This is a genomic window from Pseudomonas sp. LA5, from assembly GCF_028640825.1.
Taxonomy (GTDB): Bacteria; Pseudomonadota; Gammaproteobacteria; order Pseudomonadales; family Pseudomonadaceae; genus Chryseomonas; species Chryseomonas aestiva.
The window spans coordinates 134282-160904 of record NZ_JAQYZY010000051.1; the positions used below are offsets into that span (position 1 = coordinate 134282).

23 protein-coding genes are annotated in these 26623 nt (G+C 65.5%); 15 read left to right on the forward strand and 8 right to left on the reverse strand.

Annotated features, from left to right (window positions below; all coding sequences use genetic code 11):
• Positions 1-32: 32 nt before the first annotated feature.
• Positions 33-1070 (reverse strand): rod shape-determining protein MreB, encoded by a 1038-nt coding sequence (mreB, locus tag PVZ72_RS18410; RefSeq protein WP_133859853.1) that lies wholly within the window; start codon positions 1068-1070, stop codon positions 33-35.
• A gap of 232 nt (positions 1071-1302) precedes the next feature.
• Here mreB and gatC point away from each other — a divergent pair, with 232 nt between their 5' ends.
• The 4 genes from gatC (at position 1303) to PVZ72_RS18430 (ending at position 5001) form a co-directional block, all read left to right on the forward strand.
• On the forward strand, positions 1303-1590 hold the full coding sequence (gene gatC, locus PVZ72_RS18415) for an Asp-tRNA(Asn)/Glu-tRNA(Gln) amidotransferase subunit GatC (RefSeq protein ID WP_187978678.1): 288 nt from the start codon (positions 1303-1305) through the stop codon (positions 1588-1590).
• A gap of 8 nt (positions 1591-1598) precedes the next feature.
• A complete protein-coding gene (gatA, locus tag PVZ72_RS18420) occupies positions 1599-3050 on the forward strand; it encodes an Asp-tRNA(Asn)/Glu-tRNA(Gln) amidotransferase subunit GatA (protein WP_273862657.1) in 1452 nt (483 codons plus the stop codon).
• A gap of 14 nt (positions 3051-3064) precedes the next feature.
• Positions 3065-4513 (forward strand): Asp-tRNA(Asn)/Glu-tRNA(Gln) amidotransferase subunit GatB, encoded by a 1449-nt coding sequence (gene gatB / locus PVZ72_RS18425; protein WP_133859856.1) that lies wholly within the window; start codon positions 3065-3067, stop codon positions 4511-4513.
• A gap of 89 nt (positions 4514-4602) precedes the next feature.
• Entirely contained in the window at positions 4603-5001 is a 399-nt protein-coding gene (locus PVZ72_RS18430; RefSeq protein ID WP_133859857.1) for a septal ring lytic transglycosylase RlpA family protein, read from the forward strand.
• 8 nt (positions 5002-5009) lie between these two features.
• Here PVZ72_RS18430 and PVZ72_RS18435 read toward each other — a convergent pair whose 3' ends face one another.
• The 6 genes from PVZ72_RS18435 to PVZ72_RS18460 all read right to left on the reverse strand — a co-directional run bounded on the left by PVZ72_RS18435 (position 5010) and on the right by PVZ72_RS18460 (position 12021).
• Positions 5010-6029 carry an alginate lyase family protein gene (locus PVZ72_RS18435; RefSeq protein ID WP_273862658.1) on the reverse strand — a complete coding sequence of 340 codons (1020 nt, stop codon included), beginning with the start codon at positions 6027-6029 and terminating at the stop codon, positions 5010-5012.
• 257 nt (positions 6030-6286) lie between these two features.
• Entirely contained in the window at positions 6287-7198 is a 912-nt protein-coding gene (kdgD, locus tag PVZ72_RS18440) for a 5-dehydro-4-deoxyglucarate dehydratase (protein WP_133859859.1), read from the reverse strand.
• 133 nt (positions 7199-7331) lie between these two features.
• Positions 7332-8084, reverse strand: coding sequence for a FadR/GntR family transcriptional regulator (locus PVZ72_RS18445; RefSeq protein ID WP_178083873.1), 753 nt, complete (start codon positions 8082-8084; stop codon positions 7332-7334).
• An 83-nt stretch (positions 8085-8167) separates the two neighbouring features.
• A complete protein-coding gene (locus tag PVZ72_RS18450; RefSeq protein ID WP_273862659.1) occupies positions 8168-9901 on the reverse strand; it encodes an ABC transporter ATP-binding protein/permease in 1734 nt (577 codons plus the stop codon).
• Positions 9902-10184: 283 nt separating this feature from the next.
• Complete coding sequence (locus tag PVZ72_RS18455) at positions 10185-10745, reverse strand: response regulator transcription factor (protein WP_007159542.1); 561 nt, start codon at positions 10743-10745, stop codon at positions 10185-10187.
• Between the two features lie 16 nt (positions 10746-10761).
• Positions 10762-12021, reverse strand: coding sequence for an ATP-binding protein (locus PVZ72_RS18460; protein ID WP_183631112.1), 1260 nt, complete (start codon positions 12019-12021; stop codon positions 10762-10764).
• A gap of 177 nt (positions 12022-12198) precedes the next feature.
• Between PVZ72_RS18460 and PVZ72_RS18465 the strand changes: the two genes are divergently transcribed.
• From PVZ72_RS18465 to PVZ72_RS18515, 11 genes are all read left to right on the forward strand, one after another.
• Positions 12199-12906 carry an SIMPL domain-containing protein gene (locus tag PVZ72_RS18465; protein ID WP_158892193.1) on the forward strand — a complete coding sequence of 236 codons (708 nt, stop codon included), beginning with the start codon at positions 12199-12201 and terminating at the stop codon, positions 12904-12906.
• Between the two features lie 246 nt (positions 12907-13152).
• Positions 13153-14751: an ABC transporter substrate-binding protein gene (locus PVZ72_RS18470; RefSeq protein ID WP_059314002.1), complete on the forward strand. Its 1599-nt coding sequence runs from the start codon at positions 13153-13155 to the stop codon at positions 14749-14751.
• A 70-nt stretch (positions 14752-14821) separates the two neighbouring features.
• Entirely contained in the window at positions 14822-16420 is a 1599-nt protein-coding gene (locus PVZ72_RS18475; RefSeq protein WP_187978673.1) for an ABC transporter substrate-binding protein, read from the forward strand.
• Positions 16421-16462: 42 nt separating this feature from the next.
• Positions 16463-18055 carry an ABC transporter substrate-binding protein gene (locus tag PVZ72_RS18480; RefSeq protein ID WP_273862660.1) on the forward strand — a complete coding sequence of 531 codons (1593 nt, stop codon included), beginning with the start codon at positions 16463-16465 and terminating at the stop codon, positions 18053-18055.
• A 145-nt stretch (positions 18056-18200) separates the two neighbouring features.
• Positions 18201-19619: an OprD family outer membrane porin gene (locus PVZ72_RS18485; protein ID WP_273862661.1), complete on the forward strand. Its 1419-nt coding sequence runs from the start codon at positions 18201-18203 to the stop codon at positions 19617-19619.
• A gap of 360 nt (positions 19620-19979) precedes the next feature.
• Positions 19980-20990, forward strand: a complete 1011-nt coding sequence (locus tag PVZ72_RS18490; RefSeq protein WP_133859866.1) for an ABC transporter permease subunit — start codon at positions 19980-19982, stop codon at positions 20988-20990.
• A gap of 22 nt (positions 20991-21012) precedes the next feature.
• Positions 21013-21924: an ABC transporter permease subunit gene (locus PVZ72_RS18495; protein ID WP_027602553.1), complete on the forward strand. Its 912-nt coding sequence runs from the start codon at positions 21013-21015 to the stop codon at positions 21922-21924.
• Positions 21921-22952: an ABC transporter ATP-binding protein gene (locus PVZ72_RS18500; RefSeq protein ID WP_133859868.1), complete on the forward strand. Its 1032-nt coding sequence runs from the start codon at positions 21921-21923 to the stop codon at positions 22950-22952. Before PVZ72_RS18495 ends, PVZ72_RS18500 begins: the two co-directional genes overlap by 4 nt.
• Positions 22939-23964 (forward strand): peptide ABC transporter ATP-binding protein, encoded by a 1026-nt coding sequence (locus tag PVZ72_RS18505; protein ID WP_133859869.1) that lies wholly within the window; start codon positions 22939-22941, stop codon positions 23962-23964. Before PVZ72_RS18500 ends, PVZ72_RS18505 begins: the two co-directional genes overlap by 14 nt.
• Before the next feature lie 106 nt (positions 23965-24070).
• Positions 24071-24490 carry a GNAT family acetyltransferase gene (locus PVZ72_RS18510; RefSeq protein ID WP_187978670.1) on the forward strand — a complete coding sequence of 140 codons (420 nt, stop codon included), beginning with the start codon at positions 24071-24073 and terminating at the stop codon, positions 24488-24490.
• 355 nt (positions 24491-24845) lie between these two features.
• Complete coding sequence (locus PVZ72_RS18515) at positions 24846-25316, forward strand: helix-turn-helix domain-containing protein (RefSeq protein WP_187978669.1); 471 nt, start codon at positions 24846-24848, stop codon at positions 25314-25316.
• A gap of 132 nt (positions 25317-25448) precedes the next feature.
• Here the strand turns inward: PVZ72_RS18515 and PVZ72_RS18520 are convergent, their stop codons facing one another.
• A complete protein-coding gene (locus PVZ72_RS18520; RefSeq protein ID WP_273862662.1) occupies positions 25449-26567 on the reverse strand; it encodes a hypothetical protein in 1119 nt (372 codons plus the stop codon).
• Positions 26568-26623 lie beyond the last annotated feature (56 nt).

Here is a 26623-nt window from a genome sequence, read left to right on the forward strand (position 1 = left end):
GGCCGGAGCGGGGCCTGTAGCCTGGAACTGCCTTATTCGGTGGACAGCAGGTCCATGGCGTGGCGATCCATCATGTCCAGCGCCTTGCCGCCGCCACGGGCCACGCAGGTCAGCGGGTCTTCGGCGACGATCACCGGCAGGCCGGTTTCCAGCGACAGCAGCTTGTCCAGGTCGCGCAGCAGGGCGCCACCACCGGTCAGCACCAGGCCACGCTCGGCGATGTCGGAGGCCAGCTCCGGCGGCGACTGCTCCAGGCAGCTCTTGACCGCCTGGACGATGGTCGCCAGGGATTCCTGCATGGCTTCGAGCACCTCGGTGGAATTGAGGGTGAAGCTGCGCGGTACGCCTTCGGCCAGGTTGCGGCCACGGACGTCGATCTCGCGGACCTCGCCGCCCGGGTAGGCGGTACCGATTTCCTGCTTGATGCGCTCGGCGGTGGATTCGCCGATCAGGCTGCCGTAGTTGCGACGCACGTAGGTGACGATGGCTTCGTCGAAGCGATCGCCGCCGACGCGGACGGATTCGGCATAGACCACGCCGTTCAGCGAGATCAGGGCGATCTCGGTGGTGCCACCGCCGATGTCGACGACCATGGAGCCATGGGCTTCCTCGACCGGCAGACCGGCGCCAATGGCCGCGGCCATCGGCTCCTCGATCAGGAATACCTCACGGGCACCGGCGCCCAGCGCGGATTCGCGAATGGCGCGGCGCTCGACCTGGGTCGACTTGCAGGGCACGCAGATCAGCACCCGCGGACTGGGCTGCAGGAAGCTGTTCTCGTGCACCTTGTTGATGAAGTATTGCAACATCTTTTCGCAGACGCTGAAGTCGGCGATGACGCCGTCCTTCATCGGGCGGATGGCGGCAATGTTGCCCGGCGTCCGACCGAGCATGCGCTTGGCGTCGGTACCGACGGCGACGACGCTCTTCTGGTTGCCATGGGTACGGATGGCGACGACCGACGGCTCGTTGAGCACGATGCCACGCTCGCGGACATAAATCAGGGTGTTGGCGGTTCCCAGGTCGATCGACAGATCGCTGGAGAACATGCCACGCAATTTCTTGAACATGAGGTGACCCTAGGCGGTGACAAGCAGGCACGCGACAGGACAAACGTGCGGGTAAAAAAGTGCGGCAGACTCTAACAATCGCAGGGATTTAGGGCAAGGCGCCGATATGCTAGATTGAGAGCTTTTCCGGGCCGTTAAGCCCCTGTTCAACGCGGCGCCCGACCCGCCCAGCCCGTCTCCAGCATACGCGGCCGCCAACCGGGTCACGCCGCCTTCCTGCTTGGAGAAGCCGATGGCGCTCGAACGCACCGACGTCGAAAAGATTGCTCACCTGGCCCGCCTGGGTCTCGATGAGGCGGATCTCGCCGCTACCACCGCCACCCTCAACGACATCCTCGGCCTCGTCGACCAGATGCAGGCCGTGGATACCACGGGTATCGCCCCCCTCGCCCACCCGCTGGAAGCCACCCAGCGCCTGCGACCCGACCAGGCCACCGAAGACGACCGGCGCGAGGCCTACCAGGCCATCGCCCCGGCCGTGGAAGCCGGCCTGTACCTGGTTCCCAAGGTGATCGAGTGAGACACGACATGCATCAGCTGACCCTGACCGAAATCGCTGCCGCCCTGGCCGCCAAGGATTTTTCCGCCGAGGAGCTGACCCGCGGCCTGCTGCAGCGGATCGAGCAGCTCGACCCCCGGCTCAACAGCTTCATCACCGTGACCACCAACCAGGCGCTGGCCCAGGCGCGGGCTGCCGACGCCCGGCGCGCCGCCGGCGAAAACGGCGCCCTGCTCGGTGCACCTCTCGCCCACAAGGATCTGTTCTGCACCCAGGGGGTGCTGACCAGCTGCGGCTCGAAGATCCTCACCGGCTTCAAGGCGCCCTATGACGCCACCGTCGTGGAGCGGCTGGCCGCGGCGGGCGCCGTCTCCCTCGGCAAGCTGAACATGGACGAATTCGCCATGGGTTCGGCCAACGAGTCCAGTCACTACGGCCCGGTGAAGAATCCCTGGGACGTCACCCGGGTACCGGGCGGCTCTTCCGGTGGCTCCGCCGCGGCCGTGGCCGCGCGCCTGCTGCCGGCCGCCACCGGCACCGACACCGGCGGCTCGATTCGCCAGCCGGCGGCCCTGACCAACCTCACCGGCATCAAGCCCACCTACGGCCGCGTCTCGCGCTGGGGCATGATCGCCTACGCCTCCAGCCTCGATCAGGGCGGCCCGCTGGCACGCACCGCCGAGGACTGCGCCCTGCTGCTGCAGGCCATGGCCGGTTTCGACCCCAAGGACTCCACCAGCGTCGACCAGCCAGTGGACGACTACCAGGCGGCCCTGCAGCAGCCGCTGAGCGGCCTGCGCATCGGTCTGCCGCGGGAATACTTCGGTGCCGGCCTGGATGCCCGCATCGGCGAGAAGGTGCTGGCCGTGGTCGAGGCGCTCAAGAAGCTCGGCGCCACCGTCAAGGACATCTCGCTGCCCACCCTGCAGCACGCGATTCCGGCCTACTACGTCATCGCCCCGGCCGAAGCCAGTTCCAACCTGTCACGCTTCGACGGCGTGCGCTTCGGCTATCGCTGCGAGAATCCGGTCAATCTGGAAGATCTCTACAAGAGATCCCGTGGCGAAGGCTTCGGCGCCGAGGTGAAGCGCCGCATCATGGTCGGTACCTATGCCCTGTCGGCCGGTTATTACGACGCCTACTACCTCAAGGCCCAGCGCATCCGCCGGCTGATCAAGAACGACTTCGTCGCGGCCTTCGCCGAGGTCGACGTCATCCTCGGCCCGACCACGCCGAACCTGGCCTGGAAACTCGGCGAGAAGAGCAACGACCCGGTCTCCGCCTACCTCGAAGACCTCTACACCATCGCCGCCAACCTCGCCGGCATTCCCGGCCTGTCGATGCCGGCCGGCTTCGTCGATGGCCTGCCGGTGGGCGTGCAACTGCTCGGCAACTATTTCCAGGAAGGCCGTCTGCTCAACGTCGCCCACCAGTACCAGCAGGTCAGCGACTGGCATCGCCAGGCGCCGAGCGGCTTCTGAGGAAGGATAGAGACATGCAATGGGAAACCGTGATCGGGCTTGAGATCCACGCTCAGCTCAGCACCCAATCGAAGATCTTCTCCGGCAGCGCCACCAGCTTCGGCGCCGAGCCCAACGCCCACGCCAGCCTGGTCGACCTCGGCATGCCCGGCACCCTGCCGGTGCTCAACGCCGAGGCCGTGCGCATGGCCTGCAAGTTCGGCCTGGCCATCGATGCCGAGATCGCCGAGCGCAACGTCTTCGCGCGCAAGAACTACTTCTACCCGGACCTGCCCAAGGGCTACCAGACCAGCCAGATGGACCATCCCATCGTCGGCAAGGGGCACCTGGACATCACCCTGGAAGACGGCACAGTCAAGCGCATCGGCATCACCCGCGCGCACCTGGAAGAAGACGCTGGCAAGAGCCTGCACGAAGACTTCCACGGCATGAGCGGCATCGACCTGAACCGCGCCGGCACGCCGCTGCTGGAGATCGTCTCCGAGCCGGACATCCGCAGCGCCAAGGAAGCCGTGGCCTACGTCAAGGCCATCCATGCCCTGGTGCGCTACCTGGGCATCTGCGACGGCAACATGGCCGAGGGTTCGCTGCGTTGCGACTGCAACGTCTCGGTACGCCCCAAGGGCCAGGAGGCCTTCGGCACCCGCGCCGAGATCAAGAACGTCAACTCCTTCCGCTTCATCGAGAAGGCCATCAACCACGAGGTTCAGCGCCAGATAGAACTCCTCGAGGACGGTGGCAAGGTGGTGCAGGAAACCCGCCTGTACGATCCCAACAAGGACGAGACCCGCTCCATGCGGAGCAAGGAAGAAGCCAACGACTACCGCTACTTCCCCTGCCCCGACCTCTTGCCGGTGGTGATCGAGCCGGCCTTCCTGGCCGAGGTGCGCAGTCAGTTGCCCGAGCTGCCGACCGAGAAGCGCGATCGCTTCCAGAGCGAGTACGGGCTGTCGGTCTATGACGCCAGCGTGCTGTCCGCCAGCCGCGAACTGGCCGACTACTTCGAGGAAGTCCAGCAGGTGAGCGGCGACGCCAAGCTGGCGGCCAACTGGGTGATGGGCGAATTGTCGAGCCTGCTCAACAAGCAGGACCTGGACATCGCCCAGGCACCGGTGAGCGCGGCCCAGCTGGGCGGCCTGATCCTGCGCATCAAGGACGACACCATCTCCGGCAAGATCGCCAAGATGGTGTTCGAGGCGCTGGCCGCCGGCGAAGGCGCGAGCGCCGATGCCATCATCGAAGCCAAGGGTCTCAAGCAGGTCACCGACAGCGGTGCCATCGAGGCGATGCTGGACGAGGTCCTGGCGGCCAATGCCGCCCAGGTCGAGCAATACCGCGCCAGCGACGAAGCCAAGCGCGGCAAGATGTTCGGCTTCTTTGTCGGCCAGGCGATGAAGGCCTCCAAGGGCAAGGCCAACCCTGGCCAGGTCAACCAGCTGCTCAAGCAGAAACTGGAAGGCTGACGGCAGTCGTACGGGGTTACGGACCGGGGCTGACAGCCTCGGTGCGAGCCCTTAAGCTGCTGCCGGTCGTTTTGCCAGGAGGCATCGAGATGCATAGGATCCACCGTGCCGGACTGCTGTCGCTGGTCCTGCTGTTCGCCGGGTGCGCCAGTCAGGAAAGCTTCCCGCCCACGCTGTCCCCTACCGCTGCCCATGACTATCAGGACACCGGCATGGCGTCCTTCTACTCCAAGTGGCACGCCGGTCGCCGTACCGCCAGCGGTGAAAAATACGACCCTGGCGCCCTGACCGCGGCCCACCGCACCCTGCCCTTCGGCACCCGCGTCCAGGTCACCAACCTGGCCAACGGCCGCAGCGTGGTGGTGCGCATTAACGATCGCGGCCCGACGGTTCGTCGACGCCTGATCGACCTGTCGCGCAGCGCGGCCGATCGGCTCGACATGGTGGCCGACGGCACCTCCCGGGTCAGCATCCGCAGCCTGGACTGATAGGGGCGCTAGCCCTGACAGGCCGGGGCATAGGCCCACAGCATCCGCGGCGGTGCCGCAGCGAGCTGGCGGGCGATGGACGCATAGCGCGGATCGAGCAGACTGGCCGACCAGTACAGGTTTCTGGCACCCCGGGGCTGCCAGGTGCCTGCATAGCCGGGTAGCCCGGCCTGGGCACGCTGCACATCGAAGCGTACCGTCGTATTGCGGAACTCCTCGTGGCTGCGCTGGCCCTGCGCATAGGGCAGCAGCCAGTCGAGCGCCCTGGCCAGGGTCTGGCCTTCAGCGCCTGGCAGGTGCAACCAGTCCTCGCCGCGCCCCTGGGCCACCGCCGCCGCCAGCACCAGGGGTTCGAGGTCGTAGACGACATAGTGCAGGGCATCGCGCTCGCCGAAGTCCAGCACCTCGCCATCGGGCTTGAGATTGACCGACAGCTGCGCCACGAAGGCCGCCCGCGCCTGGGCGAACAGCGCCGGATCGTCCAGCGCGCCAGCAGCCAGGGTCGCCAGCTTGATCCTGTGACTCTGCCAGTTGTTGCTCCAGACCCCGTGGGTGTCCCCCCGATGCGCCGCCATCTGCTGCAGATAACCCTCGGCCAGGGTCTTGATGAAGGCGCGGGAACGCCGGGCCGTCGCGGCGGGCAGGTCTGCCGCGGTCAGCTGATAGGCGACGATGAGATTGCTCAGATTGGTCTCGTCGATGGGCTGGAAGCTGGGCCGATACCCTGGCAGCCAGGCATCGAGATAGCTGGCCAGGCGCGCCAGGGCCGCGGCATCGCGACTGTCCCGCCAGGCCAGCGCCAGATCGAGCATGTAGCCGAAATCCCGTACCGCCGCGGCGGACTGGTCGTGGATGCCGGTATGCGGCAGGGTGCCTGCGGTATGGATGACCGGCAGCGCCTGGGGCCCGGCCGCGGGAGGATGACTGACCGCCTGCGCCAGCGCCGCGGCCGAGGGCGGTCTTGCCGCCAGGCAGGTCGTGTGTCCGGGGGCTGTAGCCAGGGCGAGATACAGCAGGGCGGCGCTCATGGCGGGGACCTCCAAGCGAAGCGTTGCTCAGGAAAGGGCTGGAGCGCCACCTTGCCCGGCTTCACGCTCAGGCGCGCTGGTCTGCTCAGACTCGCACCCGGTCCTTAGCGATAGCTTAAGCCGATCGCCTTTCGCCGCGTGCTGCCGAAGGTCTGCCAACCCCGGCGAGCGGGCAAAAAAAAGCCCGCGACCAAGCGACTGGCCGCGGGTTGTGCAACGGGAGGAGAGATGCCGGAGCACCTCCCGGGTAGCAGACCTTACTGCGGACCGAGCTTGTCCATCAGCGCGGCCAGCTGCTCGTATTCGTCCCGCTTGAGATCGGTCAGCGGGGTCCGCACGGGACCGGCGTCGTAGCCGGCGATCTTGGCGCCCGCCTTGACGATGCTGACGGCGTAGCCGGCGCAACGGTTGCGGATTTCCAGGTACGGCAGGAAGAAGTCGTCGATCAGCTTGCCGACCGCCTCGTGATCGTCACGGGCGATGGCCTCGTAGAATTGCACGGCGGTCTTGGGCACGAAGTTGAACACGGCCGAGGAATAGACCGGTACGCCCAGCGCCTTGTAGGCGGCGGCATAGACTTCGGCGGTGGGCAGGCCGCCCAGGTAGCTGAAGCGATCGCCCAGGCGACGGCGGATGGCGACCATCAGCTCGATGTCACCCAGGCCGTCCTTGTAGCCGATCAGATTCGGGCAGCGCTCGGCCAGTTGCTCCAGGTGATGGGGCTGCAGGCGGCAGACGTTGCGGTTGTAGACCACCACGCCGATCTTGACCGACTTGCAGACGGCTTCGACATGGGCGGCCACGCCGTCCTGGCTGGCTTCGGTCAGGTAGTGCGGCAGCAGCAGCAGGCCCTTGGCGCCCAGCCGTTCGGCTTCCTGGGCATAGGCGATGGCCTGGCGGGTGGAGCCACCGACCCCGGCGAGGATCGGCACGCTGCCCTGGCAGGTGTCCACCGCGGTCTTGATGACGCCGCTGTATTCGCTGGCTTCCAGCGAGAAGAATTCACCGGTGCCGCCGGCGGCGAACAGCGCGGTCGCGCCATAGGGAGCTAGCCACTCCAGGCGCTTGGCATAGGTATCGGGGCGGAAGTCGCCGTTGGCATCGAAGTCGGTCAGCGGGAAGGACAGCAGACCGGAAGAGAGGACGTGTTTGAGTTCTTGTGGAGTCATCTTGAGTGCCTCGGCATAGGTTGGACTGAGGTGCGGCAGGTCCGCTACCTGTTGTAAGTCATCGTACAACCTCTTTTATGGAAGGGGCAAGCCCCAACCAGAAAAATGCTCCTCAAGACGCTCCAGCCCCGTTTCAGACCTCTTCCGCCTGGCGCTCCATTTCTTCGTGAGCGCGTCTCAGGCGCTCGCGGCTGTTGCTCAGGTGCAGACGCATGGCTGCGCGAGCCGCTTCCAGGTTGCCGTCTTCGATGGCCTGGAGGATGGCTTCGTGCTCGGCATCCAGACGACGCTGGTAGAGCTGCTGGTCATCGTGGGCGAGATAGGCGGAATTGAGGCGGGTCCGGGGAATCAGCACCGTGCCCAGGTAGCTCATGATGTCGCTGAAATAGCGATTGCCGGTCGAGCTGGCGATCAGCAGATGCAGCTCCAGGTCGGCGCTCACCGCACGATCGGGCTGCTCGACGCCGGTACGCATGGCTTCCAGCAACGCCCACATGGCCTGCAGTTGCTCGGCCGAGCGGCGCTGGGCGGCCAGGCCGGCGGCCTCGACTTCCAGGCTGATGCGCAACTCGAGCATCGCCAGCACGTCCTTGAGGGTGGTGATGGTGGCCGGATCGATCGGCAGCGGCGACTCGGGGCGCCGCTCCAGCACAAAGGTGCCGATGCCGTGGCGAGTCTCCACATAGCCACCGGCCTGCAGTCGGGAAATGGCCTCGCGCACCACGGTGCGGCTCACGCCCTGGGCCTGCATGATGGCCGACTCGGTGGGAAGCTTGTCGCCGGGCTGGAATTGGCCGTCGCCGATCTGCTGAATCAGCACCCCGACGACCTCTTCTGCCAGGCTACGGGGTCTTTTTCGGGGGCGGGATACGGTGGGTGCTGACATGGATTCTCGTACCGATTGAAGGGACTCTGGAATCATAGCACCCCCCTCCTCCCAAACGCCCGATTTAGACCGCTTAGTCCATATCAGGATGCCTCGCCGACCGCTCTAGGACGCAACTCTTGCCCCTCCAGCAGCAGGTGGCGACGGTGGTAGGCGCGCAGACTCGGACGATGGCCGACGCTGACCAGGGTCAGGCCGGGGTTCTCCGCCAGCAGGCGCTCATAGAGCGCGCGCTCGTCCGCTTCGCTCAGCGCCGAGCTGGCTTCGTCGAGAAACAGCCAGTCGGGTGCATAGAGCAGCGCCCGGGCCAGGGCGACGCGCTGCTGCTCGCCCGGCGACAGGGTACGTTCCCAATGACGGCTTTCGTCGAGGTGCTCCACCAGGTGATCCAGGCGACAGTGCCGCAGGACTTCGGTCAGGCGCTCGTCACTGTAGGCCGCCACGGGTTGCGGATAGGCCAGGGCTTCGCGCAGGGTGCCAATGGGCAGATAGGGTTGCTGCGGCAGGAACAGCTGGCGCCCCGGCGGTACGGCGATACCGCCCTGCCCTTGCCGCCAGAGTCCGGCGAGGGCCCGCAACAGGGTGCTCTTGCCACTGCCCGAGGCACCTTCGATCAGCAGGTGTTCGCCACGGGCGATGCGCAGATCGGTGGGATGCAGCAGCAACCGGCCGGCGGCGCCCAGTGAAAGCCCTTCCAGGATCAGGTCGCTGTCACTGGCATGGGGCACCAGGATGTCGGTCTCCTGGCTGAATTCGGCCATGGTCTCGCGAAAGGTCAGCAGACGGTCGGAGACGGCGCGCCAGCCGGCCAGGCTGACATAGGCGTCGACGAACCAGCTGAGACTCTCCTGGACATTGCCGAAGGCCGAGTTGATCTGCATCAGGTCGCCCAGCTGGATCTTGCCGGAGAAATAGCGCGGCGCGGCCAGCACGAAGCCGGCGATGATGGCGATCTGGCTGTAGCCGGCGGTGAAGAAGGTCAGCCGCTTGGTGTAGTTCATCACCAGGTGGTAGTTGCCCCAGACGTAGCCGAAGCGATCCAGCAGGCGCCGGTGCTCGTTGGCTTCGCCGCGGAACAGCGCCACGCTCTCGGCCTTTTCGCGGACGCGGATCAGGCCGAAGCGCAGGTCGGCTTCATAGCGTTGCTGCTGGTTGTAGAGGCCGATCAGTCGCCGGCCGATCAGATGGGTCAGCCAGGTGCCGATGGTGGCGTAGATCAGCGCGGCCCAGAACATATAGGCCGGGATGGTGATGCCGAACAGGGTGATGTTGCCGGAGATGCCGAACAGGATGACGCTGAAGGACACCAGGCTGACCACCGTACGGATGAAGCCCAGCCCAAGGCTCAGGGTGGTGTCGGCGAAGTCGCGGATGTCTTCGGTGAGGCGCTGGTCGGGGTTGTCGGCGCCGCCTTCGCGTTCCAGCTGGTAGTAGTTGCGATCCGACAGCCAGAGGCCGAAGTGCTTTTCGGTCAGCCAGCGCCGCCAGTTGATGGTCAGCGCCTGGGTCAGATAGAGGCGGTACACGGCCAGCAGGATGGCGGTGGCGGCCAGTCCGCAGAAGTACAGCATCAGCCGGATGAAGGCGGCCAGATCGCGATTCTGCAGGGCATCGTAGAAGTAGCGGTACCAGGTGTTCAGGGCCACCGACAGGCCGACCCCGGCGAGGGACAGGGCGATGACCACGGACAGCAGGAGCCAGGCCTTGCCTTTCTCTTCGCTGCGCCAGTAGGGGGTGATCAGGGCCCAGACGCGGGCCAGGAAATGCCCACGGGAAGCACCGTAGACGGAGGGCACGGGTACGGCGGATTCGGACATGCTCGGACTCTCAGGGACTGCTCAAGGAGACGCTTGCACAGCCTATGCCGGAAAGCCTGAATGAATTCTGACTGAAACAATGTAACAGTTTGTCGCCCACGCTACCGTGGGCGATGGCGAGCAGAAAGAGCCTGTTCAAAGTCGCGCGAGCTAAAGCCAAACAAGGCAAAAAGACCTGAGGAAGCGGATCGGACCCGCGCTCGGGTTTACGAGTGTCAAATGAGCATTCCGAAGGTCTTTTCAACGCTGATTGGCCGACGCGCAGCCGACTTTGAATAGGTTCTCAGCGGCGGACCGGACGCTTCTGCAACTTGCGCTGCAGAGTACGGCGATGCATGCCCAGGGCGCGTGCGGTCGCCGAGATGTTGCCTTCGTGCTCGGACAGCACCCGCTGGATGTGCTCCCACTGCAGGCGGTCCACCGACATGGGATTGTCCGGCACCAGGGTATCCAGATCGGCGTGCTGGGCGAGCAGGCCGGCCAGGACGTCGTCGGCATCGGCCGGCTTGCACAGGTAGTTGGTGGCGCCGCGCTTGATGGCTTCCACCGCGGTGGCGATGCTGGAATAGCCGGTGAGGATCACCACGCGCATCTCCGGATGCAGCTCCAGCAGCTGGGGCAGCAGCACCAGCCCCGAGTCGCCTTCCATCTTCAGGTCGAGCACGGCGTAGTCCGGCAGGTCTTCCTTGGCCAGTTGCAGGCCTTCCTCGGCGCTGTCGGCGATGGACACGCGTAGACCGCGGCGGTCCATGGCGCGGGCCATCACCCGGGTAAAGGTGGGATCGTCGTCGACCAGCAGGATGTGGGGCTGGTCGTCGAAACCGCTGTTGAGGTCGTCAGTCATAGAATTCTCCAGGCATTCACGCCAGGGCGTAGTGCCGCGGCAGGCGCAATTCGGTCAGGGTGCCGCCTTCTTCGTGATTGTAGAGCTTCACCGTGCCGCCGGCGCGGGTGACGCTGGCCTGGCTGAGAAACAGGCCTAGGCCGAAGCCCTTGCCCTTGGTAGTAAAGAAGGGCTTGCCGAGCTGCTCGGCGATGGCCAGGGGCACTCCGGCACCGTGATCACGAATCGACAGGCACAATTCGCGGGCGTCCCAGTGCAGACGGATGGCCAGGTTTTCCGGGCAGGCGTCGGCGGCGTTGTTGAGTAGATTCAGCAGTGCCTGGGTAAGTTCGACCGGCGGCGTCAGGCGCGGCGGCGTGCCCAGACTGACCACCTCGAAGCTGTAGGTGGCTTCCGGTCGCATCAGGTGCCAGCGATCCATGGTCGCCTCCAGCCATTCCACGGCGGTCTGCTCCTGCACCGTCTGGCGGCGGTCCGCTTCGGCGGCGCGTACCAGTTGCTGCAGGGTCTGCTTGCACTGCCCGACCTGGGCCTGCAACAGCGCCAGGTCTTCGCTCAGGGTCGGCTGGCCGGCGTACTCCTGCTGCAGCTCCTTGAGCAGCACGCTCATGGTGGACAGCGGCGTGCTCAACTCGTGGGCGGCGCCGGCGGCCTGGGTGGCCACGGCCAGCAGTTGCTGATCGCGCATGGCCTGCTCGCGGCGCTGGGCCTGCAGGCTTTCCTGCTCGCGCAGGGCGGTGGCCATGCGCGCGACGAACAGGGTGATGACGGCGGCGGACAGGGCGAAGCTCAGCCACATGCCGTAGCTGAGCACCGCGCCATCGTTGGCCACCAGCAGGTGCAGCGGCTCGTAGGACAGCAGCATCAGCGAGAAGACCGCCAGGGTCAGGGCCGCCAGCACCAGGGTATAGAGCCAGGGCAGCGTGGCCGCGGCGATGGTCAGGGGCACCAGGTAATAGGAGGCGAAGGGATTGGTGGGTCCGCCGGCGAAATACAGCAGGGCGCTGTGAATGGCCAGGTCGCAACCCAGGTGCGCGGCGTACTCCTGCTCGGTGACCGGCCAGGGGCGGGTCAGCCGCAGGGCGGCGAACAGGCAGAGCACCGCCGAGACGCCCAGAGTGATGGCCAGGGCCGTCCAGGGCAGCTGGACGATGCCCGACAGCCGGGCGATACCCACCGAGCCGGCCTGGGCGGCCAGTACCAGCACGCGGATAAGGACCAGGCGCCCGAGATTCTGGCGATTGGCGGACAACCATTGAACGGGCAAGGAGAACATGCGAGGTTCCAGGCGCAAGAAACGATCGAGACGGCAGCCCCGAGGGACCTGCCGGTCAGAGCAGACTTGGCATTATAGCGATGGGTATCCGTCCGCAGCCGCCGACGCGGCAAAGCGACGCACCATCCGCCGGGTCCGCGGTCACACCGCTGTCGTACTGCCAACCAGGAGAACACCATGACCCCTTCCCTACGCCCGCTCGTGCTGGGCGCCGCCCTGTTCAGTACCCTGCTCGCCACCGGCGCCCAGGCCGACGAAGCGCGCTACAACCAGATCAGCCTGAGGGCCGAGGTCAGTCGTGAGGTGCCGCGCGACCGCATGCAGGTCATGCTCTACACCGAAAGCCAGGGCCAGGATCCGGCGGCCCTGGCCAGCGACACCACCAAGACCCTCAACGCCGCCCTGGAACAGGCGCGCAAGGTCGCCGGCGTGGACGTTTCCCTGGGCAATCGCAACACTTACCCGGTCTACGAAGACCAGGGCCGCGCCATCAATGCCTGGCGCGAGCGCGGCGAACTGCGTCTGGAAAGCGCCGACTTCGCTGCCCTGTCCAAGCTGACCGGCGAGTTGCTGGGCAACCTGAAGATGGGCAACCTGCAATTCACCATTGCCGATGGCACCCGCAAGCAGCAGGAGGATGCCCTGTTCAAGGACGCCGTGGCCGCCTTCAAGGCGCGTGCCCAGCTGGCCACCGAAGCCCTGGGTGGCTCGGGCTATCGCATCGTCAACCTGGACCTGGGCACCAGTGGCGTACCCCAGCCGCTGCCGATGCTGCGCATGTCGGCGATGAAAGCTGCCAGCGATGCCGTGACTCCGGACGTTGCCCCCGGTACCACCACCGTCGAAGTGACTGCGGGCGGTACCATCGAGGTACAGATGCCCTGATCTAGGGCAGAAAAGTAACAACGCTGTATCGGTGCGCACTTTTGGTGCGCACTGCCTTCCCGTCGTGATACCTCGTCTTACATCTTTGCGACATCTGTTTCCTGTTTGGGTCGCTCAGGGTCAATAGCTCGCCTGAGCTATGGACATGGGCATAAGCTGTGCATGTGGGCTCATCTGTCCACAAGACATCGGCATTCTGTTTCGCAACGCCACATCGTGTTGCGCCGTCCCCGACATGAGGTCTCCATGCACAAGAACGTACTCGCTGCCCTCTTCGCTTCCGGTCTGCTGGCCGGCGCACCCCTGGCCCAGGCAACCAACCTGGTGTTCTGCTCCGAAGGCAGCCCGGCCGGTTTCGATCCGGCGCAATACACCACTGGCACCGATTTCGATGCGTCGGCGGAAACCATCTTCAACAAGCTGACCCAGTTCGAGCGCGGCGGTACCCAGGTCAAGCCGGGTCTGGCGGAGAGCTGGGACATCAGCGAAGACGGCAAGGTGTACACCTTCCACCTGCGCAAGGGCGTGAAATTCCACACCACGGACTACTTCAAGCCGACCCGCGACTTCGATGCCGATGACGTCCTCTTCACCTTCCAGCGCATGCTGGACAAGGACAATCCGTTCCGTAAGGCCTACCCCACCGAATTCCCCTACTTCACCGACATGGGCCTCGACCAGAACATCGCCAAGGTGGAAAAGGTCGACGACTACACGGTGCGCATGACCCTCAACGAAGTGGACGCCGCCTTCCTGCAGAACCTGGCGATGCCCTTCCCGTCGATCCAGTCGGCCGAATACGCCGACAAGCTGCTCAAGGCCGGCAAGGCTGCCGAGATCAACCAGAAGCCGATCGGCACCGGTCCCTTCGTCTTCAGCCGCTACCAGAAGGATGCGGTGATCCGCTACAAGGCCAACCCGGACTACTGGGACAAGGTCGATGGGCCCAAGGTGGACAACCTGATCTTCTCCATCAACACCGATCCTTCGGTACGGATGCAGAAGCTCAAGGCCGGCGAGTGCCAGATCACCGTCTATCCGCGTCCGGCGGACCTGGACGGCCTGAAGAAGGACCCGAATCTCAAGCTGCCGTCGCAGCCGGGCTTCAACCTGGGCTACATCTCCTACAACGTCGAACATGGCGATCTGGCGAAGCTCAAGGTGCGTCAGGCGATGGACATGGCCGTCAACAAGGAGGCCATCATCAACGCCGTCTACCAGGGCGCCGGCCAGGTGGCGGTCAACGCCATGCCGCCGACCCAGTGGTCCTACGACAAGTCCATCAAGGACGCGCCCTACGATCCGGAAAAGGCCAAGGCCCTGCTCAAGGAAGCCGGCTTCAAGGAAGGCACCGAACTTACCCTCTGGGCCATGCCGGTGCAGCGTCCCTATAATCCCAATGCGCGCCTGATGGCAGAGATGCTGCAGCAGGACTGGGCCAAGATCGGCGTCAAGACCAAGATCGTCAGCTACGAATGGGGCGAGTACATCAAGCGCTCCAAGAGCGGCGAGCAGGACATCATGCTGATCGGCTGGAGCGGCGACAACGGCGACCCCGACAACTGGCTGGCGACCCTCTTCGGCTGCAAGGCCATCGGTGGCAACAACTTCTCCCGCTGGTGCTACCAGCCGTTCGAGGACCTGGTGGTCAAGGCCAAGCGCGTGACCGACCAGGGCGAGCGCACCAAGCTCTACGAACAGGCCCAGCAGGTGCTCAAGCAGCAGGTACCCATGACGCCCATCGCGCATTCCACGGTCTACATGCCGATGCGCAAGGAAGTCCAGGACTACAAGATCAGCCCCTTCGGGTTGAACGAGTTCTACGGCGTCAGCGTCAGCAAGTGAAGCCTCTTGGCCAGGGTCGGGAGCCAGACTCCCGGCCCTGGCCGTTCATTTGACTGATGGAGTGAGACCCATGCGCCTTCCCTACGCCTACTCGTTGCTGGCGGCGAGCCTGCTCGCCTGTGCTCCGCTCGCCCAGGCGGCGAGCAATCTCGTCTATTGCTCGGAAGCCAGCCCGGCCGGTTTCGATCCGGCGCAATACACCTCGGGCACCGAATTCGATGCCTCCGCGGAAACCGTCTTCAACCGCCTGGTGCAGTTCCAGCGTGGCGGTACCACCCTGGAGCCGGGCCTGGCTACCAAATGGGACGTGAGCGCGGATGGCAGGACCTATACCTTCCACCTGCGCCAGGGCGTGAAATTCCATACCACCGACTACTTCAAGCCCACCCGCGACTTCACTGCCGACGACGTGGTCTTCACCTTCCAGCGCATGCTCGACAAGGAGCAGCCGTTCCGTAAGGCCTACCCCACGGAATTCCCCTACTTTACCGACATGGGGCTGGACCAGAACATCGCCAAGGTGGCCAAGGTCGACGACCACACCGTGGTCTTCACCCTGAACAAGGTCGATGCCGCCTTCGCCGCCGACCTGGCCATGAGCTTCGCCTCCATCCAGTCGGCGGAGTACGCCGCGCAGTTGCTCAAGGAGGGCAAGCCGGAGCTGCTCAACCAGCAGCCCATCGGCACCGGCCCCTTCGTCTTCAGCCGCTACCAGAAGGATGCGGTGATCCGCTTCAAGGGCAATCCGGACTACTGGAAGCCCGAGGACGTCAAGCTCGACAACCTGATCTTCGCCATCACCCCCGACGCCGCCACCCGCCTGCAGAAGCTCAAGGCCAACGAGTGCCAGGTCAGCGGCTATGCGCGTCCGGCGGACCTGGTGGAGATGAAGCAGGATGCCAACCTCAAGGTCCTGCAGCAGCCGGGCTTCAACGTCGGCTTTCTCGCCTACAACGTCCAGCACCCGCCGCTGGACAAGCCCGAGGTGCGGCGTGCCCTGGACATGGCCATCAACAAGCAGGCCATCGTCGACACCGTGTTCCAGGGCGCCGGTCAGGTCGCGCAGAACGTGATCCCGCCGAATCAGTGGTCCTACGACAAGAATATCAAGGGCGCGCCCTATGATCCGACCAAGGCCCGCGCGCTGCTCAAGCAGGCGGGGATCAAGGACGGCACCGAGATCGCGCTCTGGGCCATGACGGTGCAGCGCGCCTCCAATCCCAACGCCCGCCAGTCGGCGCAGATGATCCAGCAGGATTGGGCCAAGGTCGGCATCAAGGCCAAGATCGTCAGCTACGAATGGGGTGAGTACATCAAGCGCGCCAAGGCTGGCGAACACGATGTGCTGACCTATGGCTGGACCGGCGACAACGGCGATCCGGACAACTGGCTGGGCGTGCTCTACGGCTGCAGCGCCATCGGCGGCAGCAACTATGCGCGCTGGTGCGACAAGGACTACGACGCCCTCATCCAGAAGGCCAAGACCAGCAACGATCGCGCCGAACGCACCCGGCTCTACGAGCAGGCGCAGCAGCTCATTCGCCAGCAGATGCCGGTGAGCCCCATGGCCCACTCGGTGGTGTCCCAGCCCATGCGCAAAGAAGTGCAGGGCTTCAAGATCAATCCCTTTGGCGTCACCGGTTTCTATGGCGTAAGCCTCGACCGCTGATTCTGTCCGGCCCGCCCTGCGGGCCTTCACGAGGAGCCTTCCGTGTCCAAACCGCTATTCTCGCTGTCTCTCGCCGCCCTCCTCTGCCTGACGGCCAATGCCGCCCTGGCCCGGCCCCTGGTGGTCTGCACCGAGGCCAATCCGGAAGGCTTCGATCCGGGTCGCTACACCTCCGGCTATACCTTCAATGCCTCGGCCACGCCGCTGTACAACCGCCTGGTGGAATTCAAGCAGGGCACCGCCGAGCTGGAGCCGGGCCTGGCCGAAAGCTGGGAGGTCTCCCCCGATGGCCTGCAGTACACCTTCGCCCTGCGCCAGGGGGTGAAATTCCACACCACCGACTACTTCAAGCCGACGCGTGATTTCAACGCCGACGACGTGGTGTTCAGCTTCGAGCGCATGCTCGACAAGAACAATCCCTGGTACAACCTCTCCCCCAGCGGCTATCCCTATGCGGCGGCCATGGAGATGGGCAGCCTGATCAAGTCCATCGACAAGGTGGACGACAGCCACGTGCGCTTCACCCTCAACCAGCCCGAGGCGCCCTTCCTCGCCGACCTGGCGATGGCCTTCGGTTCGATCCTGTCCAAGGAATACGCCGACAGCCTGCTGGCCAGCAAGAAGACCGACGACATCAACCAGAAGCCCATCGGCACCGGTCCCTTCGTCTTCCAGCGCTATGCCAAGGACTCCAACACCCGCTACAAGGTCAATCCGGACTACTTCGGCAAGAAGCCGCAGATGGATGGCCTGGTGCTGGCGGTGACCCTGGACCCCAATGTGCGCATCCAGCGGGTACGCAACAACGAATGCCAGATCGGCCTGACGGTGAAACCGCAGGACGTGCCAATGCTCAAGCAGGACAAGAGCCTCAAGCTGGCCCAGGTGGAAAGCCAGACCACCTCCTACCTGGCGATGAACACCAAGCACAAGGCGCTGAGCGACGTGCGGGTGCGCCAGGCCATCGCCATGGCCTTCGATCAGCAGAACTACCTGAAGACGGTGTTCGGCGAAGGCGGCGCCAAGGCGGCGATCAATCCCTATCCCTCTTCGCTGCTGGGCTACGCCAAGGACATCAAGCCCTGGCCCCATGACCTGGAAAAGGCCAAGGCGCTGCTCAAGGAAGCCGGCTACGCCGATGGCTTCACCCTCAAGTACTACATCAGCACCGGTACCGGCCCCGGCGGCAGTCCGGCCCTGGTCGCCCAGCTGATCCAGGGCGACCTGGCCAAGATCGGCATCAAGGCCGAGATCACCCAGTTCGAGTGGGGCGAGTTCGTCAAGCGCACCAAGGCCGGCGAGCACGACCTGATGATGATGAGCTGGACCGGCGACAACGGGGATCCGGACAACTTCCTCACCAACAACCTTAGCTGCGCCGCGGTGCAGGGCGGCGAAAACCGCGCCTTCTGGTGCGACAAGGCCTTCAACGATGCCATCGAAAAGGCCAAGCGCATCAACGACCCGGCTCAGCGTACCGCGCTCTACGAGCAGGCCCAGCAGATCTTCCACCAGCAGATGCCCTGGATTCCGCTGGCGCACCCGCTGTTTACCGATGTCCTGCAACCCAAGGTGCAGGGCTATGTGCAGAGTCCGCTGGGGGTCTACGACTTCTCCACGGTGACCCTCGACTGATCGGCAACTGATGCCGTAAGCGACCGGGCCCGGGCGGCCCGTCCCTCGACCTTTCCCGCCTCGCGCCGTGTTTCGGCGCGACGGGTTCGGCCATGCCGGAAAACGCCCAGATAACAGAAAAAACGACCGCTTTGGAGCACACCTGATGACCAACGTCCACCGGGGAGGCCTCGCCCTCTCCCTGCTCACCCTGGCCCTGACCGCCCACGCCCAGTCCCCGGCGCCGGAAGATCCCAGCTACGCCAACGAGGTCCAGACCCTGCCCAACGTGCAGAAGCCGGTGAAGGGCCAGGCAGGCGCCAAGGGCTTTTTCGCCGACGACAGCCTGACCCTGACCACGCGCAACTTCTTTGCCCGCGAGACCAGCTCCGATCCGATATTCAGCTACAGCAAGAACGGCACCCGGGTGCGCACCCACTCGCGCAATACCTGGGTCCAGGCCACCGCGCTCAAGTACAGCTCCGGCTACACCCAGGGCCCGGTGGGCTTCGGTATCGACGTGGCCGGCTATCAGGCCACCAACCTGGAGCGGGGCAAGGGTCAGATCGGTGGCGGCGGCAACCGCACCCTGGCCAACGCCGAGGGCGAGGGCCATGCCGAGTGGTCCAAGCTGGGCATCGCCGATGCGCGCTTCCGCGTCTCCAACACCGAGCTCAAGATCGGCCGGTTCATGCTCGACACCCCGGTGATCAGCTACAACGACAACCGGCCCTTCCCCTCCGGTTTCGACGGCTTCGCCCTGACCAGCGACGAATGGGACAACCTCTCGCTGCAGGGTGGCAGCTTCACCCGCGTCAGTCCGCGGACCGGTGCCGGCGACGAGAAGTGGACCACCGAGTACGGTACCCGCGAGGTCACCGCCGACCGCCTGAGCTTTCTCGGTGGCAACTACAAGCTGCCCCAGGGCTGGGAAGTCAGCGTCTATGGCGCCAACTTCGAGGACGTCTGGAATCAGTACTTCCTGAGCGTCACCCAGGCCGGCGGTTCTCTTGATACCTTCGCCTGGAAGGCGGTGGCCAACGCCTACCGCACCGTCGATGCCGGCAGCGCCAAGGCTGGTGACATCGACAACACCGCCTGGAGCCTGGCGTTCACCGGCAGCCACCAGGCCCACAGCCTGACCCTGGCCTACCAGCAGATCGACGGCAACGAGTACTTCGACTACGCCCACGAGACCGCGGCCATCTACCTGGCCAACTCCCTGGTCTCAGACTACAACGGCCCCAACGAGAAGTCGCTGCAGATCCGCTACGAGACCGACTGGAGCTACTTCGGCGTGCCCGGCCTGAGCACCGGCGTCTGGTACGCCAAGGGCTGGGACATCAACGGCACCCACTATGATGCCGGCGCCGGCAAGTACGCCAACTATGCCGAGGTCCTGCAGCAGGATGGCGAGAAGCACCATGAGATCGGCCTGGTCACCACCTACAAGGTGCAGCAGGGCGCGCTCAAGGACAGTCGCTTCCGCCTGCTGCTGACCGATCACCGCGCCAGCCAGAACCAGGTCGACGGCAACGTCAAGGAATTGCGCCTGGTCTCCACCCTGCCGTTCAACCTGCTGTAATGGCGGGACCCGGCGGCTTCCACGCAGTGTCCGGCATCTGGCCGGGATCGCGCTGCGAACACCGGCGAAGCCCGGGCCGTGTCGAGGATATCGACGCCCGTGGCAACGTGGTAGTCTGCCGGGTTTGGAGCCTTGCTCCAGAGCGCTCTTCGAACCTATTCGTAGGACCGAACGAGCCTGCTGTCCGCAGGTGTCGTTCGTTGCGGACCAGGATGGTCTCGTCAGGGATGAATCCAGACCCACAAGGTCTGAGAGTCAGATCAAAAGCTCATTAGCTTTTGCGCGGGCTCTCACTTAAAAACGCGGCCGGGCATGTACTCGCGCCGTCTTGATCAGCCTCAAGAGGAGATACCCCCTCCGATGCTCGCCTTCATCGCCCGTCGCTTCGGGCTGCTGATACCGACGTTCTTTGGCGTCACCCTGCTGACCTTCGCCCTGATCCGCCTCATCCCCGGCGATCCGGTGGAGGTCATGATGGGCGAACGCCGCGTCGATCCGCAGATGCACGCCGAAGCCATGCACCGCCTGGGCCTCGACAAGCCCCTGTACCAGCAGTATTTCGACTACATCGGCAACCTTGCCCAGGGCAACCTAGGCGAATCCCTGCGCAGTCGCGTCGGGGTCTGGGACGAATTCCTGACCCTGTTCCCGGCCACCCTGGAACTCTCGGTGGCGGCCATGCTGTTCGCCACGGTCTTCGGTGTGCTGGCCGGCATCATCGCCGCCCTCAGGCGCGGCACCACGGTGGACCACGGGGTGATGGGCGTGGCCCTGACCGGCTATTCCATGCCGATCTTCTGGTGGGGCCTGCTGCTGATCATGCTGTTCTCCGTGCAGCTCGGCTGGACCCCGGTTTCCGGTCGCCTGGACCTGCTCTACGACATCCCGCCGCGCACCGGCTTCATGCTCATCGACACCCTGCTCTCCGACGAGCCCGGCGCCTTCGTCGATGCCCTCAAGCACCTGATCCTGCCGGCCATCGTGGTGGGCACCATCCCCCTGGCGGTGATCGCCCGCATGACCCGCTCGGCCATGCTCGAGGTCCTGCGTGAGGACTATGTGCGCACCGCTCGCGCCAAGGGCCTGTCGCCGGGGCGGGTGGTCTTCGTCCACGCCCTGCGCAACGCCCTGATCCCGGTGCTGACGGTGCTCGGCCTGCAGGTCGGCAGCCTGCTCTCCGGCGCGGTGCTCACCGAGACCATCTTTTCCTGGCCCGGCATCGGCAAGTGGCTGATCGAGGCCATCGGCGCCCGGGACTATCCGGTGGTGCAGAACGGCATCCTGCTGATCGCCACCCTGGTCATCCTGGTCAATTTCGTCGTGGACATCCTCTACGGCCTGGTCAATCCGCGCATCCGCCACCAGCGTTGATGCGCCCATACGGACAGAGCCTATGACAACGGTAAACACCCCGGCCGCCCAAGACCCGAGCGCCCTCTATCCCTCTCCCTTCAAGGAGTTCTGGCACGCCTTCGCCCGCAACAAGGGCGCCCTCGGCGGGCTGATCTTCATGGTCATCGTGGTGTTCTGCGCGCTCTTCGCGCCCTGGGTCGCACCCCATGCGCCCAGCGAGCAGTTCCGCGACTTCATGCTCACCCCGCCGCTGTGGCTGGACGGTGGCAACAGCCAGTTCCCCCTGGGCACCGACGAGCTGGGACGTGACCTGCTCAGCCGGCTGATCCATGGCGCCCGGCTGTCGCTGCTGATCGGTCTGGCCTCGGTGGTCTTCTCGCTGATCCCCGGCATCCTGCTCGGGCTGGTCGCCGGCTTCTCGCCCAACCGTGCCGGTCCGGTGATCATGCGTCTGATGGACATCATGCTGGCGCTGCCCTCGCTGCTGCTGGCCGTGGCCATCGTCGCCATCCTCGGCCCAGGCCTGATCAACACCGTGGTGGCCATCGCCATCGTCTCGCTGCCCTCCTATGTCCGCCTGACCCGCGCCGCGGTGATGGGCGAACTGCATCGCGACTATGTCACCGCCTCGCGGCTGGCCGGCGCCGGTACCCTGCGGCTGATGTTCGTCAGCGTGCTGCCCAACTGCATGGCGCCGCTGATCGTCCAGGCGACCCTGAGCTTTTCCTCGGCGATCCTCGATGCCGCCGCCCTGGGCTTCCTCGGCCTCGGCGTGCAGCCGCCCACCCCCGAGTGGGGCACCATGCTGGCCTCGGCCCGCGACTACATCGAGCGCGCCTGGTGGGTGGTGACCCTACCGGGTCTCGCCATCCTCTTCACCGTGCTGGCCATCAACCTGATGGGCGACGGCCTGCGCGATGCCCTCGATCCGCGTCTGAAGGTGCAGTCATGAGCCTCCTCGAAATCCAGAACCTCTCGGTGCGCTTCGGCGGCACCGACGCCCCGCCGGTGGTGGAAGGCCTCGATCTCACCGTGGATCAGGGCGAGATCGTCGCCATCGTCGGTGAATCCGGCTCCGGCAAGTCGGTGACCATGATGGCCGTGATGGGCCTGATCGATCACCCCGGCCGCATCACCGCCGACCGCCTGGCCTTCGACGGCCAGGACCTGCTCAGCCTCAAGGGCCGCCGCCGGCGACATCTGATCGGCAAGGAGCTGTCGATGGTCTTCCAGGACCCGATGACGGCGCTCAACCCCAGCTACACCGTGGGCTTCCAGCTGGAAGAGGTGATCCGCCAGCACCTGGGCCTCAAGGGTCGCGCCGCTCGCCAGCGCGCCCTGGAGCTGCTGGAAAAGGTCGAGATCCCGGCCGCGGCCAGTCGCCTGGGCGCCTATCCGCACCAGCTGTCCGGGGGCATGAGCCAGCGCGTCGCCATCGCCATGGCCATCGCCGCCGAGCCGCGCCTCTTGATTGCCGACGAACCCACCACCGCCCTGGACGTGACCATCCAGGCGCAGATCATGGAGCTGCTGGTCAATCTGCAGCGCGACGAGGGCATGGGCCTGATCCTCATCACCCACGACCTCGCCGTGGTGGCCGAGACCGCCCAGCGCGTGGTGGTGATGTACGCCGGCCAGGCGGTGGAGAAAGGCGTGGTGCCGACCCTGTTCGACGCCCCCGCCCACCCCTATACCGAAGCCCTGCTGGCGGCCATTCCCGAGCACAGCCAGACGGACCGCCTGCACACCCTGCCCGGCATCGTTCCCGGTCGCTACGACCGGCCCGCCGGCTGCCTGCTGAGCCCGCGCTGCCCCTATGTGCAGCCGCGCTGCCAGGAGCGTCCGGCGCTGGAGCCCTACGACCGTGGTGCGGTGCGCTGCTTCTTCCCGCGCAACGTCGCCCCGGGCGAGGCGCCTGCGGTGCTGCCCGAACATCAACGTCCCAGCCAGTTGCCGGAGGATCGCCATGGCGCCGTCTGAAGCCACCGTCCTCGCCCGCTCCACCACCCCGGAGCAGGCGCCCGAGCACCTCGTGCTCGAAGCCAAGGGCCTGACCCAGCACTATCAAATCTCCCGCGGCCTGTTCAAGGACAACGCCACGGTCAAGGCGCTCAACGGCGTCTCCTTCGACCTTCAGGCCGGGCGCACCCTGGCCGTGGTGGGTGAGTCGGGTTGTGGCAAGTCGACCCTGGCCCGCGCCCTGACCCTGATCGAGCAGCCCACCGCCGGCAGCCTGGTCATCGGCGGTCAGGACGTGGCAAACGCCGACGCCGCCCGCCGCAAGGAACTGCGCCGCGAGGTGCAGATGGTGTTCCAGAATCCCTATGCCTCGCTCAATCCACGCCGCAAGATCGGCGACCAGCTGGCCGAGCCGCTGCAGATCAACACCAGCCTCTCCCGCACCGAAAGGCGCGAGAAGGTACAGGCGATGATGCAGCAGGTGGGCTTGCGGCCGGAGCACTACCAGCGCTATCCGCACATGTTCTCCGGTGGCCAGCGCCAGCGCATCGCCGTAGCCCGCGCCATGATGCTGCAGCCCAAGGTGCTGGTGGCGGACGAGCCGACCTCGGCGCTGGACGTGTCCATCCAGGCGCAGGTGCTCAACCTGTTCATGGATCTGCAGCAGCAGTACCGGACCGCCTATGTGTTCATCTCCCACAACCTGTCGGTGGTGCGCCACATCGCCGATGAAGTGATGGTGATGTACCTGGGCTGCATCGTCGAAAAGACCAGCCGCGACCTGCTGTTCGAGCGGCCCCTGCATCCCTATACCCAGATGCTGCTGTCGGCCACCCCGAGTCTGCACCCGGACCCGAGCAAGCCGCGCATCCGCATCCAGGGCGAGCTGCCCAACCCGCTGGATCCGCCACCCGGTTGCGTCTTCCACCGTCGCTGCCCCTATGCGACGGAGAAGTGCAAGACCGAGGTCCCGGCGTTGCGCAACGTGGAAGCCCGCCAGGTGGCCTGCCACTATGCGGAGAACTTTCTCTAGCTGGAAAAGCTGATCGCGGCCATGGGCCGCTCCTACAGGGTGTACCGTAACCTGTAGGAGCGGTCGCTACGGCGCACCGCCATGGCCGCGATGGAGATCCCGCCCCATGCACATCCGCCCCTTCCAGTCCGCCGACACCGAGGCCGTGATCAATCTGTGGCAGGCCTGCGGACTGACTCGCCCCTGGAACGATCCCTACCGCGACATCCAGCGCAAGCTCGCCGAACAACCCGAGTTGTTCCTGGTGGGCGAAGCGGACGGCACCCTCATGGCCAGCGCCATGGTCGGCACCGACGGTCATCGCGGCTGGCTCTATTACCTCGCAGTTGCCCCGGAGCATCAGCGCCGCGGCCATGCCCGGCGGCTGGTGGCGACCGCCGAACAGCTGCTGAGCGAACGCGGCTGTCCCAAGCTGCAGCTGATGGTGCGCCGGGACAATGCGGCGATCCTCGGCTTCTATGCGGCCCTGGGCTATGCCGAGGCCGAGGTCGTCACCCTGGGCAAGCGGCTGATCGCCGACGACTAGGGTGGAAGGCGGCGAAGCCCTGTCCGCTGCCGATACTCAACGTCCAATGGAGAACCCCCTGCGGTTTTCCACGCTACGGGCTCACGGCTGATCGTAGGGTGGGTAACGGCGCAGCCTTACCCCGCGGAGCCGAACCTGCTGTGGAAATCCCTGGACGGTTTTCACCGCGTGTAGCCGGTGTAGAGTGGATGGACAGGGAAGACCCTGTCAGGAGACGGGCTTCCGCTCTTCCCTGTCAGCGAGGCCGTCAGGTCCCTGTCACCTCGCTGTCAGGCTGCTGTCGGGTTGTCGTCGTGTCGGACAGAGGGCCTTGCGGCTAGGCTTTTGCTCGTCCACCACCGCTGGAGAAACCGAGATGCAACTGCCCAACAAAATCAAGGAACACCGCCTGGCCCGAGCGTGGTCGCAAGAGCAGCTCGCTGAACTCGCGGGCATAAGCACCCGTACGGTGCAACGCATCGAAAATGGCGAGCAGGCCAGTCTGGAGACCCTGAGCGCCCTGGCTGCCGTTCTGGAAATCAGCGTTGCCGACCTGACAGGTCAAGCCACTCAAGCAGTGGGATCCGCTGCAGACGAGCGAATCGCGAATGCCCGTGAACAGGTCGCCGCCGAGATCGGCTTCTATTGGCAGGTGCTGCGCGGCATGGTCATCTGTGTCTTTCTCTATGTGCTCAATCGCGCGACCTCGCCTGACAGCCACTGGTCCCTGTGGGTCGCCGCCATCTGGGGAATCCTGTTGCTGGGTCGTGGCATCCAGACCTTCTTCCTGCGCGACAGGATCGCCCTCTGGCAGCACGCCCGGCTGCAAAAGCTCTTGCGGAAGTAGGAAAAGCCACCGATCGGCACCAGCGTTAGGCGCAGCTGAACCGCCTAGCTGGTCATGGTGCTGCTACTGGGCAGCCAGACCTTCGAGGCAGGCGGCGCTGTTGGGCTTCGCTGCGCTCAGCTCCAACCTACGTCAGCGGGGCAGGAGGTCCACCAGCGGCCCCGGATGCTTGCGGACTTCGGCGTAGGGCACCAGGGTGCCGCCGGGTTCGTCGCAGTTGCGGGCGGCGCGGAAGAAGGTCGGGCCGAGATAGAGGCCCTTGGGCGTCAGGTACCAGGGCGCGAATTGCCAGACGTCGGCGCTACGATAGTCGCAGCCGTCGCCGTCGGCGGGCGCCTGCATCAGTTGCGGATACAGGCGGGTGAACAGCCGGATCACCCAGGGCGCCAGGGTCTGTTGCCTATAGTCTGCCAGGGCCTGGGAATAGCGATCCTCCGGCTGCGGACGAATCGGCTGGCCGTGGCCCAACCAGAGAAAATCCTCCAGCGCCAGCTCCTCGCCGGTCTGCAGATCCAGGGTCAGGGGCGCGCTGCCGAAATCCGGGTGAGCCGCGCCGCTGCAGCTGTACTGGCTGAACAGATTGACGCTGAGCACCCGCTCGCTGAGCAGCTGCGGGGTCACCTCCAGGCTGTGCTCGCCGTCAGCGCCGATGCAGCTCAGGTGGGCATCGACCTCCGCCCAGAGGCGTTCGCGCAGTACGGCATTGGCTGCCTCGCTGGCACCCTCCACGGTGAACAGCCGCATGCCCGAGACCGGCTCGCGCCACCAGCGCAGGCCCCGGCCCATGAAGGTCTGGCGCTCGCCCTGTTCCAGCCTGAGTCCCTGCAGGCGGCGATACTCATAGGGATCGTCCTGGCGCAATTTCTGCCGATAGCGATCCGCTGCCGCGGACTGCCCCGGTTGCAGCGGCGCCAGGGCGAGCGGCAGGGTCTTGCCGGCACCGCTCCAGGTGCCGGTCCAGGAACCATCCTTGCCGCGCGTCAGTGACCAGCTGGCCTTGGGACCGTCCTGCCAGGGCGCACCCTCCTCCAGCTTGAGCCGGTCGCCCGATTGCGCCGGACCGCTCAGGCGCAGGTCGCGGCGATAGCGGTCGTAGAAGTAGCGGCCATAGGCTTCGTCGTTGGCGGTGGAATCGACCTCTACCACCACTCGGACCTGGCCCAGGGTGCCCTCCAAGAGCAGCTTTTCGGCATGGGCGACGCCAGTGGTCAACAGCAGGGCCAAGCCCAGTCCGGTCAGGCAAGATTTCATCAGGGCTCCAGCAACCGGGGTGTCGGTGATGGGCCCCAGGGTAGAACAGCGGCGTC

Excerpts from the sequence above, each read along its gene's own strand:
- PVZ72_RS18520 (WP_273862662.1), bottom strand. The coding sequence starts at position 26,567 with ATGAAATCTTGCCTGACCGGACTGGGCTTGGCCCTGCTGTTGACCACT.
- PVZ72_RS18485 (WP_273862661.1), top strand. The coding sequence starts at position 18,201 with ATGACCAACGTCCACCGGGGAGGCCTCGCCCTCTCCCTGCTCACCCTG.
- PVZ72_RS18455 (WP_007159542.1), bottom strand. The coding sequence starts at position 10,745 with ATGACTGACGACCTCAACAGCGGTTTCGACGACCAGCCCCACATCCTG.
- PVZ72_RS18465 (WP_158892193.1), top strand. The coding sequence starts at position 12,199 with ATGACCCCTTCCCTACGCCCGCTCGTGCTGGGCGCCGCCCTGTTCAGT.
- gatB (WP_133859856.1), top strand. The coding sequence starts at position 3,065 with ATGCAATGGGAAACCGTGATCGGGCTTGAGATCCACGCTCAGCTCAGC.
- PVZ72_RS18475 (WP_187978673.1), top strand. The coding sequence starts at position 14,822 with ATGCGCCTTCCCTACGCCTACTCGTTGCTGGCGGCGAGCCTGCTCGCC.
- PVZ72_RS18430 (WP_133859857.1), top strand. The coding sequence starts at position 4,603 with ATGCATAGGATCCACCGTGCCGGACTGCTGTCGCTGGTCCTGCTGTTC.
- PVZ72_RS18510 (WP_187978670.1), top strand. The coding sequence starts at position 24,071 with ATGCACATCCGCCCCTTCCAGTCCGCCGACACCGAGGCCGTGATCAAT.
- PVZ72_RS18460 (WP_183631112.1), bottom strand. The coding sequence starts at position 12,021 with ATGTTCTCCTTGCCCGTTCAATGGTTGTCCGCCAATCGCCAGAATCTC.
- PVZ72_RS18470 (WP_059314002.1), top strand. The coding sequence starts at position 13,153 with ATGCACAAGAACGTACTCGCTGCCCTCTTCGCTTCCGGTCTGCTGGCC.
- kdgD (WP_133859859.1), bottom strand. The coding sequence starts at position 7,198 with ATGACTCCACAAGAACTCAAACACGTCCTCTCTTCCGGTCTGCTGTCC.
- gatA (WP_273862657.1), top strand. The coding sequence starts at position 1,599 with ATGCATCAGCTGACCCTGACCGAAATCGCTGCCGCCCTGGCCGCCAAG.
- PVZ72_RS18445 (WP_178083873.1), bottom strand. The coding sequence starts at position 8,084 with ATGTCAGCACCCACCGTATCCCGCCCCCGAAAAAGACCCCGTAGCCTG.
- PVZ72_RS18515 (WP_187978669.1), top strand. The coding sequence starts at position 24,846 with ATGCAACTGCCCAACAAAATCAAGGAACACCGCCTGGCCCGAGCGTGG.
- PVZ72_RS18450 (WP_273862659.1), bottom strand. The coding sequence starts at position 9,901 with ATGTCCGAATCCGCCGTACCCGTGCCCTCCGTCTACGGTGCTTCCCGT.
- PVZ72_RS18435 (WP_273862658.1), bottom strand. The coding sequence starts at position 6,029 with ATGAGCGCCGCCCTGCTGTATCTCGCCCTGGCTACAGCCCCCGGACAC.
- PVZ72_RS18495 (WP_027602553.1), top strand. The coding sequence starts at position 21,013 with ATGACAACGGTAAACACCCCGGCCGCCCAAGACCCGAGCGCCCTCTAT.
- gatC (WP_187978678.1), top strand. The coding sequence starts at position 1,303 with ATGGCGCTCGAACGCACCGACGTCGAAAAGATTGCTCACCTGGCCCGC.
- PVZ72_RS18490 (WP_133859866.1), top strand. The coding sequence starts at position 19,980 with ATGCTCGCCTTCATCGCCCGTCGCTTCGGGCTGCTGATACCGACGTTC.
- PVZ72_RS18500 (WP_133859868.1), top strand. The coding sequence starts at position 21,921 with ATGAGCCTCCTCGAAATCCAGAACCTCTCGGTGCGCTTCGGCGGCACC.
- mreB (WP_133859853.1), bottom strand. The coding sequence starts at position 1,070 with ATGTTCAAGAAATTGCGTGGCATGTTCTCCAGCGATCTGTCGATCGAC.
- PVZ72_RS18505 (WP_133859869.1), top strand. The coding sequence starts at position 22,939 with ATGGCGCCGTCTGAAGCCACCGTCCTCGCCCGCTCCACCACCCCGGAG.